Annotated in this window: 2 protein-coding genes; one reads left to right on the plus strand and one right to left on the minus strand. The window is 57.3% G+C overall.

Features of this window, described 5'->3' with window-relative positions; all coding sequences use genetic code 11:
* The first annotated feature begins 240 nt into the window (after positions 1-240).
* Positions 241-378, plus strand: a complete 138-nt coding sequence (locus KDK14_RS20975) for a hypothetical protein (RefSeq protein WP_257267197.1) — start codon at positions 241-243, stop codon at positions 376-378.
* On the opposite strand, the gene KDK14_RS20980 is transcribed toward KDK14_RS20975, so the two are convergent.
* Positions 375-8,486 (minus strand): hypothetical protein, encoded by an 8,112-nt coding sequence (locus KDK14_RS20980; RefSeq protein WP_257267198.1) that lies wholly within the window; start codon positions 8,484-8,486, stop codon positions 375-377. The two genes, KDK14_RS20975 and KDK14_RS20980, sit on opposite strands and share 4 nt — an antisense overlap.
* Positions 8,487-8,504 lie beyond the last annotated feature (18 nt).

The raw sequence follows: 8,504 nt of genomic DNA on the forward strand, positions 1-8,504 counted from the left end.
CGCAAATATTTTAAAGATAAAAGTGTACATGCTCAGGGTGACAACTAATGATTGTTGATTATTGTCGTATTTAGTATTTCTTAGCTGTATATCGCCAGACAGAACTGCCTAACTTCCTTGGTGCTCAGTAACTTTCAAAAAACCAGGCCTCGTTTTTTTAAAAGCTGATTCCCAGAGAGCCTACTGGACAAAACAACTGTATTTATATACAGATAAAAGACCCAATACAGAAGGAGACTCATGTCCATTACCCCCATGTGGCCAGTTGACCGGGACGGAAGCATGTTTACTGATAAGAAAGCCGCAGAAGGACATGTCAGTCTATTCTCGGACAGCCTCCCGGACCGACAGTTTGTCGCTCATGGTTTCCATCGTTAAACCGGCGTCTGGGCAAACTCCTCCGCTTCGATTTGCAGCCGCGCTGCTATTTCCGCCTGCCGTTGCCCGGCAGGCTTGCCGTTCAGTGATCCCAAACTGCCCAGAGCCACCTGGGTAATGATCTCTTCTTGCAGGTCACTGTCCAGATTGTGGTTGATAAAATACTGCGGCAACTGCTCGCCGACTTCCGCCTTGATGGTTTTATAAGCACTGAGCATGTCGTTTATTCTGCCCCGGTCGTACTGGTGCTGCTGGAACACTGGCGGCCGGGCGCACTCTGCCGTCTCCTGGCAGGATCGCTGGCTGGCGTTGTCACGGGTTGGCAGCAGGTCAATAATGTGTGCCACCAGTTGTTGCGCCTCGTCGTATTGCCTGGTCACCTTGCCAGCACTGACCATCGACATCAGCTTCAGGCGGTTCATCGCCTCTTCCTGGACCCCCATCTTGCTGTCGTACAGGGCAGTGAAGCGTTGCCAGGCACTCTGGCTGTCTCTGGGTGCCGGATCATCCCACTGGAGTTCCAGTCCAAAACAGTCGGGCATCCTTGTCAGTGACTGGATGGCCTGTTGCTGTTGCTGGTCCGACAGTGCGAAGAATGATGACCGGGCCGAACCATAATCACCCGCTTCCAGCTGGCTGAGGCAGGTATCACCCGCCCGAACAGCCCCCGGGCTGGTGACCGGAGTCAGTCGTTGTTCCAGGCGTTGGCACAGCTGATCGCGGCGGCTACTGTAGTTGCCACCGCTGGCCCCCAGCCAGTCTGGCAGCTGGCTTGACAACCCCATCGAATGCCGGGTATGCACCATCCTCCTTTGCAGTTCCTGAAACTGGCTGGCCCGGTCAACAATGGCATCGCGCAGTGTGCCACTGAGTAACGGGCCGGAGTCAGCCGACCGGGATGCTGCAGTCAATTGTTCCAGTTGACGGTCTGCCATGGCGTTCAGCATGCATTTGCCAAGATCTCTGGCCGGGCCTGACTGGCTCGGTTGGGTTTGCTTCCCGCCAAAGAAGATGGCACCACCAGTGGTACCCCGGACCCGTCCATCGCTGTCGAAAATATTGCCGGTGCGCTCATGTTCAACCCCCAGTCTGGGCGAGAACAACACTTCGAGCAGAAACTCCTCGGTGCAGCGGGTCGGTTGCTCCTGATTGGTGACCATGGCGATGGCCATATTCAGCAGGTCATCGGTTTGCCAGGCAGCATCCGGTTGTATTCGCTGCTGGTTGAGCTGCTGCAGGAAAGCCGACACTTCGCTGTGCAGTTGCCGGGCAACCCGCATGCTGCCGGTGAGCAACTTCATGCCCGGTAAGCAGTCAAAGGGCTGTGCCGCCGTATCAGTCCGGTGCCTCTCACCATGAGCCAGTGTGTCAGGTTGGATGGGACGATCCGTGGCCCGGGACACCAGCAACCCGGCCAGAGCCAGGCTGTCGTTGACACTGTGTGCCACCGGCCTGACTCTGCTGGCCGCCGGCTGGTTGTCGGCACCATGGGCGGACTCCTGTCGTTGATGGCTTTGCCCGGCAGTGACCTGCGCTGCTCCCTGCGCCTGGCCAGCGGTGGCTCCGGCGCTGCCGGTCAGCCAGGACAGGCCACCACGCAGCGCCGACAACAGTCCTCCGTAACGGGTGGCTCCGGCAGTGGCCGGGGCACGGTGGTCATTGGCAATAGCTGGCTCATCCGGGGGAGGCGTCGGCTTGCCGGAGCCATGGCTGTCCAGCTGGCGACGTTTGCGCGAGTCACCATGGCACTGCGGGAACGCTTCCTTCGGGAAAAGCTCCGCAAAGGCATCGGGCTGTTCGAATATATCGGCAAAATCACTGGGGAAATCCTCCCGGTTTTCCAGTTCTCCCAACATGGCCAGGTAGCCGGCTTTCTCATTCCGGATGAGCTGGTTGACTGCGCTCCTATCGCCAGGAACCTCTGTTGCTGGCGGCAAGGTGTACTCATCATCAACGACGGTGGTATTGTCAATGATCTGCAACAGTTGACGATCAGCCTGTGGCAGGCGCAGATCATTATCGTCATTCCCGATGACCTGGTTATCCAGATAGTCCGCCACCCCCTGGAGAACGTCCCGCAACGGTGCGGACAACCCGGACGTGGCACCCAACAGCTTACTCACCGTGCCCTTCAGGCCCCGGGCGCTGAATCCCCGGAAAACCGGTGACTCTGCCGCCTCCTCCAGGGAGAACCCGGTGGCTTTGATCATATTGAAACGGGCTTCACCGTACTGTGAATACAGGTTCAGGAACTGGTTGACCAGATCGTCAATCATGGCCTCCCGGGTGGGATTCTCGCCGCTCGCATCTGGCTCCATGGTCAGGCTATGGGAGGCATCATGGCGAATACACTGATCGGCTAGGCTCAGGTCCGAGAGGAACGTGTTCCTGAGTGTCCGGTCCATCGCCTGCAGGCCCTGGGCACAGCACACCAGTCGTGCCAGCGACCATTGCGGGTATTCCCGGCCCTCGTGAATGAGGGTGTTATCACTCTCCTTGATATCCTGCACTGCCCGGGTATTGGCACTCTGGATATTGCTGATGCGCTGGCCATAGGCACGGTAGGACTGCGTGGTCCGGTCGGCATACAGTTTCAGCAGTTTTTTCCGTGCTGCAGTGATGCTCGGTGCCTGGTCTGCAGCCCGCGCCAGCAGTTCGCTCAGCGCCGAGGTGTCGGCCAGCCCCTGCTCGCTGGTCGGGCAGGGAAGCTGCTCGCCGTACAACTGATTTTGCAAATCCGTCGAGTTGTCGAACACGTCGCTGAACGTCACGAAACGCTCATCCCTCAGTGGTCGCGTGTTCTGAAAGTAGGCTTTGCGCTCGGCCAGGATGATTTGATTGATCACCGTCAGATCCCGGGCGTCCAGCATGGGTGGCGACAGGTTAAACTCATCATCCGCTACCCGGACATTCTCCACCGTCCGCTGCAGTGCGGTATCAGGCTGCGGGGGACGTCTATCGTTGGTGCGCAGATCCTCATGTTCATGGGCCAGAGCGTTCCCAAGCGTCCGCAGCACCTCCCGGATGGGGGCCGACATCCTGGCCGATCTCTCCAATAACCCGGTAACGGCCCCGGCAACAGCCTTGGCATTGTAGCCCTGGAAGCGATCATCCGTTGCCTTCTCGCCTGCGAATCCGGTGGCCTTGACCATGTCATAACGGGCAGCGCTGTAGAGTCCATACAGATTCTGGAACTGGTTGGCCAGATTCCTGATGATCGACGCTTCGGTGGAGCGCTGGTTCGGTGTGCCGCCGGGTGTCTGCAACTGGTCGCTATCGTAGCGGAGGTACTGCCCCGCAGTACTGCTCATGTTCAGGAAACTGTCCCGGAGCTGCCTCTCCAGCGACTCCAGCAAGTTGACGCAGCACACCTGTCGTTTTTCCGGCCAGGTGATTGAGTCTGACTCCTCCGCAGGTATGGCTGCCATAATCTGCTGGTTCTGCTGCTTTATGGCCTCGACCTGGTGGGCATAACTGGCATGGATTGCTGTGGTCTGGCCGACATACCCCTTCAGCAGTTTCCGCTCAGTCAGGGTGAAGGTTGATGTAGCCGGAGGGCGGGCAAGCAGCCGTGCCAGTGCCGACGTGTCGTCCAGTCCCGATTCGCTGTTATAGCAGGGAACGGTCTCGTCATTCTGGAATACGGCATCATAATCTGTGGGGTTCTCAAGGATCTTCCGGTAATTAACCGGGAAGTGTTTCCAGTCTCTATATACCCCCATCCTGGTAATGAAACGGTCCGACTCAGCCTGGATGATCCGGTTGGTCGCATCAAGGTCTCCGCGTTCCAGCCAACCCGACGGCAAGGTGAACTCATGATCGGCGACGGTGGCATTGTGTATCACCGACGACAGTTGTTCATCGGGCCTTGGGGTTCGCAGATCGTCACCATCGTCGAGGCGCTCCTCCGTGATCTGCCTGTCCACGTAGTTCGCCAAACCCCGGAGAACGTCCCGAAACGGTGCGGACACCCCGGAAGCATCACGCAACAGGGCTTTGAGCGTGGTATCCATGCCCTGGGCATTAAATCCCCGGAAACGCCCGGCCTCGGAGGTCTCTTCCATGGGAAACCCGGTGGCCAGGATCATTTCGGACCGCGCCTGTGCCAACTGTGAGTACATATTCAGGAACCGGTTGACCAGGTTATCAATGATGATCTCCCTGGCCGGGCTTTCCCCGGGCGCTTGTGGGTTCATGGTCAGGCCCCGGCTGGCATCATAGCTGAGGCATTGTTGGGCAAGGCTGCTGATGCTCAGGAAGTTATCTCTGAACAGTTTGTCCATGGCCCGCAGGCCGTGTGCACAACACACCAGCCGTTCAAGGGGCCATTCAAGATAAATCCGGTCGTTGACTGTTATCTCTTCACCACTGCGCTTGATGGCCTGCATCGCCCGGACATTGTTATTTTTAATGTCGTTTATCTGCCACATATTGCGGTCCTGGATCACCTGACCCCGGTCCGCATAAAGTTTCAGCAGTTTTTTGCCCTGCGCACCCACTTGCGGCGGGCGGCTATCAGTGACAGAGGAGGCTGGAGTGGCAACGGGTTGGGTGGTGTGACCCGGCACAACGGTTGGCGACGATGACTGAGCGTCGGCACGATCGTTAATGGACGACAGGGTAACCTCAAGGGGGGCTGTCGGTGTTTGGGAAATGGCCGACAGGGTCGCCTCACGGGGGGCTGTCGGTGTTTGGGAAGGGTGTGTTGGCGAAGTGGATAGTTGAGGAGGCGATAAAAGCCGGGCCAGGGCCGAGGTGTCAGCCAGTCCCGGTTCAGCCCTGTGGCAGGGAATGGTGTCTTCATCCTGAAACACCGCCTCATAGTCTGCGGGGTTCTGGAATATCTTCGGGTAATCGATCGGAAAATGTCTTCTGTCTTCCAGCTCCCTCATATTGGCGATAAAGTGAGCCTGTTCAGCCCGGATGATCCGGTTGGTCGCGGCCATATCCCCGGGGTCCAGCCTGGCTTGTGGCAAGGTAAACTCATCATCAGCGACGGTGGTATTGTGTATGACCTGCAACAGATGCCGATCCGGCCGGGGTGCCCTGAGATCGTTGTCCTGTGGCTCATGACCCAGGCTGTCTGCCAGCCCCCGGAGAACGTCCCGAAACGGGGCCGACAAGCCGGATGGCTGGTGCAACAGGGCATTGACCGTGCTATCCATGCTCCGGGCGTTGAAACCCTGGAATATCTCTGACTCCGCCGTCTCTTCCATAGGAAACCCGGTAGCCTTGATCATATTGAAACGGGCTTCACCGTACTGCGCATACATATTCAGGAACTGGTTGACCAGGTCAGCAATAATGACCTCCCGGGCAGGATGCCCGTCGGTCATACCGGGGTTGATGGTTTGATCATGGCTGGCATCATAGCGGATGCATTGCTGGGCAAGGCTGCTGATGATCAGGAAGTTGTCCCTGAGCTGCCGGTCCATGGCCCGCAGGCCGTGTGCACAACACAACAGCCGCTGCAACGGCCATTTAAGATATATCCTGTCGTTGATTTCTATCTCTTCATAACTGGGTTCGATCATCTGCATTGCCCGGGCATTGTTATTTTCGATGCCGTTTATTTGCCGGGCATAGGCATCATGGATTAGCTGTCCCCGGTCCGCATACAGTTTCAACAGCTTTCTGTCCTGTGGACCCATCGGCTCCTGGTGGCTTTCAGTGACTGGGGAGGTGGTGGGGGTCGCAACCGGCTCGGCGGGCGTACTGGATACCTCCACAGGCCGGGAGGTGTCGGTTTCAGCATCGTCGGTGGCAGAGGACGATGGGAGTGTTGCGGCGGAGGTGGTTTGTGCGGCAGACGACGCTGTTTTTAGCGATGTTGACAGTTCTTTCGCAATCTCTGATAAGCCTGCTGATGCCTCGGTACCAGACAGTGGCAAACTGCTGGTTACCGCCCCTTCGGTATCCATCGTGGATGTGAATGGTACTGTAGACGCCTGCGGGCTATTAACCAGAGGACTCTGTCCTGGTGATAGCGAAGCTACGGTATTTGATCGAGTGCTTGCCATCCTGGACTGGCTCTGGGATGCCTCAGTGGTATTCATCGACGAACTCAGCTCTGGAGAGAACGGAGCCGTCGTGTTGGATGACAATGCCTGAGTACTTGCCATCCCGGATGGCGTCATTGACATATCGGTGGTATTCATCGACGAACTCAGCTCTGGAGAAAACGGAGCCGTCGTGTTGGATGACAATGCCTGAGTACTTGCCACCCCTGACGGCGTCATTGACACATCGGTGGTATTCATCGACGAACTCAGTTCTGGTGAGAACGGAGCCGTCGTGCTGGTAGCATCAGCGAACGAACGAGACTCTGATGAGGCTAAAGCCGTGATACTGGACGACACTGACTGGCTACTTGCCATCTCCGACGGACTCAACGACGTCTTGATGGTATTAGCCGACGAACTTGACTCTGCCTCCATTGGAACTGTGGTATTGGCAGATAGTGCTTGAGCACGGGTGCTCTCTGACTGGCCTGGTGCAGTAGTCTCCGACCATAATGCCGTCGTTAACGATGCTTCCGAGGCAGTAATGTCCGGCAGTACAAGACTGGAACTGCCCGGTGCGATTTGGAGTGCGACCGTGTTACTGCTGTTAGCAACCACTCCGGGATCGCTGCCCGGCCTGCCCGTAGCAGGCTGCAGGCCTGTGACGGGCGGCTGGCCGGTCGTTAACAATCCACTGGTGGGCGTGGTTCCCCTGTTACCACTGCCACCGGATGAGTGGTGATGACCGGAGTTGTCATTGTCAGATGAATCATCACTATCACCCCCGCCTCCCTTCTTCCCATCTTCTACAAGTTCGTAGATTTCATAACCTACCCAGCCGGCAACGCCGCCTGCCACGACTGCAGCAATGATCATAAGTAATTCCGGGGTCAGGACTCCGACAGCCAGTGTTTCAGCAAAACCGGCCATCAGGGCGGGTGCAGAGAATCCAATAACGCCTTCTGCAATGACCCTTTTTACTGCCTTGTCATACAACTCATCGGCTGCACAACGGCCCATGCCAGCCCCGGCCAGAGCTCTTTTACGTCGACACGCGGGTTCTTTTATTTTGCCCCTGCTGCCTTTGCCACGACTGCGGATATGGGTCCAGTCGCCACCGGGCTCATGGTTTGGCGGGGCGGGTGCCTTGGCCATCAAATCCTCAATATTAGTGCTGAGTCCTTCACCCAGGGATTTCAGAACCTCGGTCTCTGGCACAAACTCCTCTGCGGCACTTTCCCCAATGCTGACCCCGACATCTTCCGCCGCCGCATTGCCCCCGTTCGAGGCCAGTCTTCTTAAAAATGCGCCGCTAGCCACTGAACCTAACGCTCCGCCGACGCTACCAGCCACGATTCCGGCCTTGGCTCCCGCACTTAAACCCGGATCGGTGCTGCCGGAGGCCTGACCACCCGACGAGCCGGGAACCGCAGCACCGGATGGGTGAGCCAACAGCGCCGCTCCGGGAACCTCTGGGGCAATCGCATTGATGGCATCCTGCAACACCATCAATTGCAGCGAATACTGCACGTCTGCTTCTGCGCTGGCCGCCTGTGACGGTTGGCTCACGGAGGGAACGCCTGCCGGTTGCGCCGGATCTGCAGGGGCTTCCCCTCTGGCTCGGGCAAGCAGGCTTTGACTGGTTTTGGCCATAATGTGAGCATTCAGTTTTTTGATGGCATCCGGTACCGGGGTATTATTGGCAAGAGCATCGTCAAGCACACTGATCACTTCCCGCATTTGCATAATCAGTGGATCGGCTGTGGTTACCTCAGTGCTTGAGGGTGAAGGGAGCAGGTCCTGTTCAGTCAGTTTCTGGCTTAATTTCAGTTTCTTAAGCCCATTTGCACTGGTCACCTTCTCAACGTATTGTTTGGCCAGGGCCTTCGTGGCCACTTTGTCGAGGGCTTCAAGTTCCGTTACCGGCTTGGTCATGATCTGTTTTAGCGTTAAGGACGAGGTAGGAATGGGAGTCATGTCAGCCCACTCGGTTATTTCTGCGTCGGTGGGTTGATCAAGATGCCCGATACCTTTTCCGTTGGCAATCTGCGCTGGCTGAGTCAGTCCAAGTTTGTATCCCTCAGCCAGCTGTTTCAGTACGTCCATGGCCCTTGCGACTAACTG

The organism is Endozoicomonas sp. ONNA2 (assembly GCF_024606365.1).
GTDB lineage: Bacteria > Pseudomonadota > Gammaproteobacteria > Pseudomonadales > Endozoicomonadaceae > Endozoicomonas.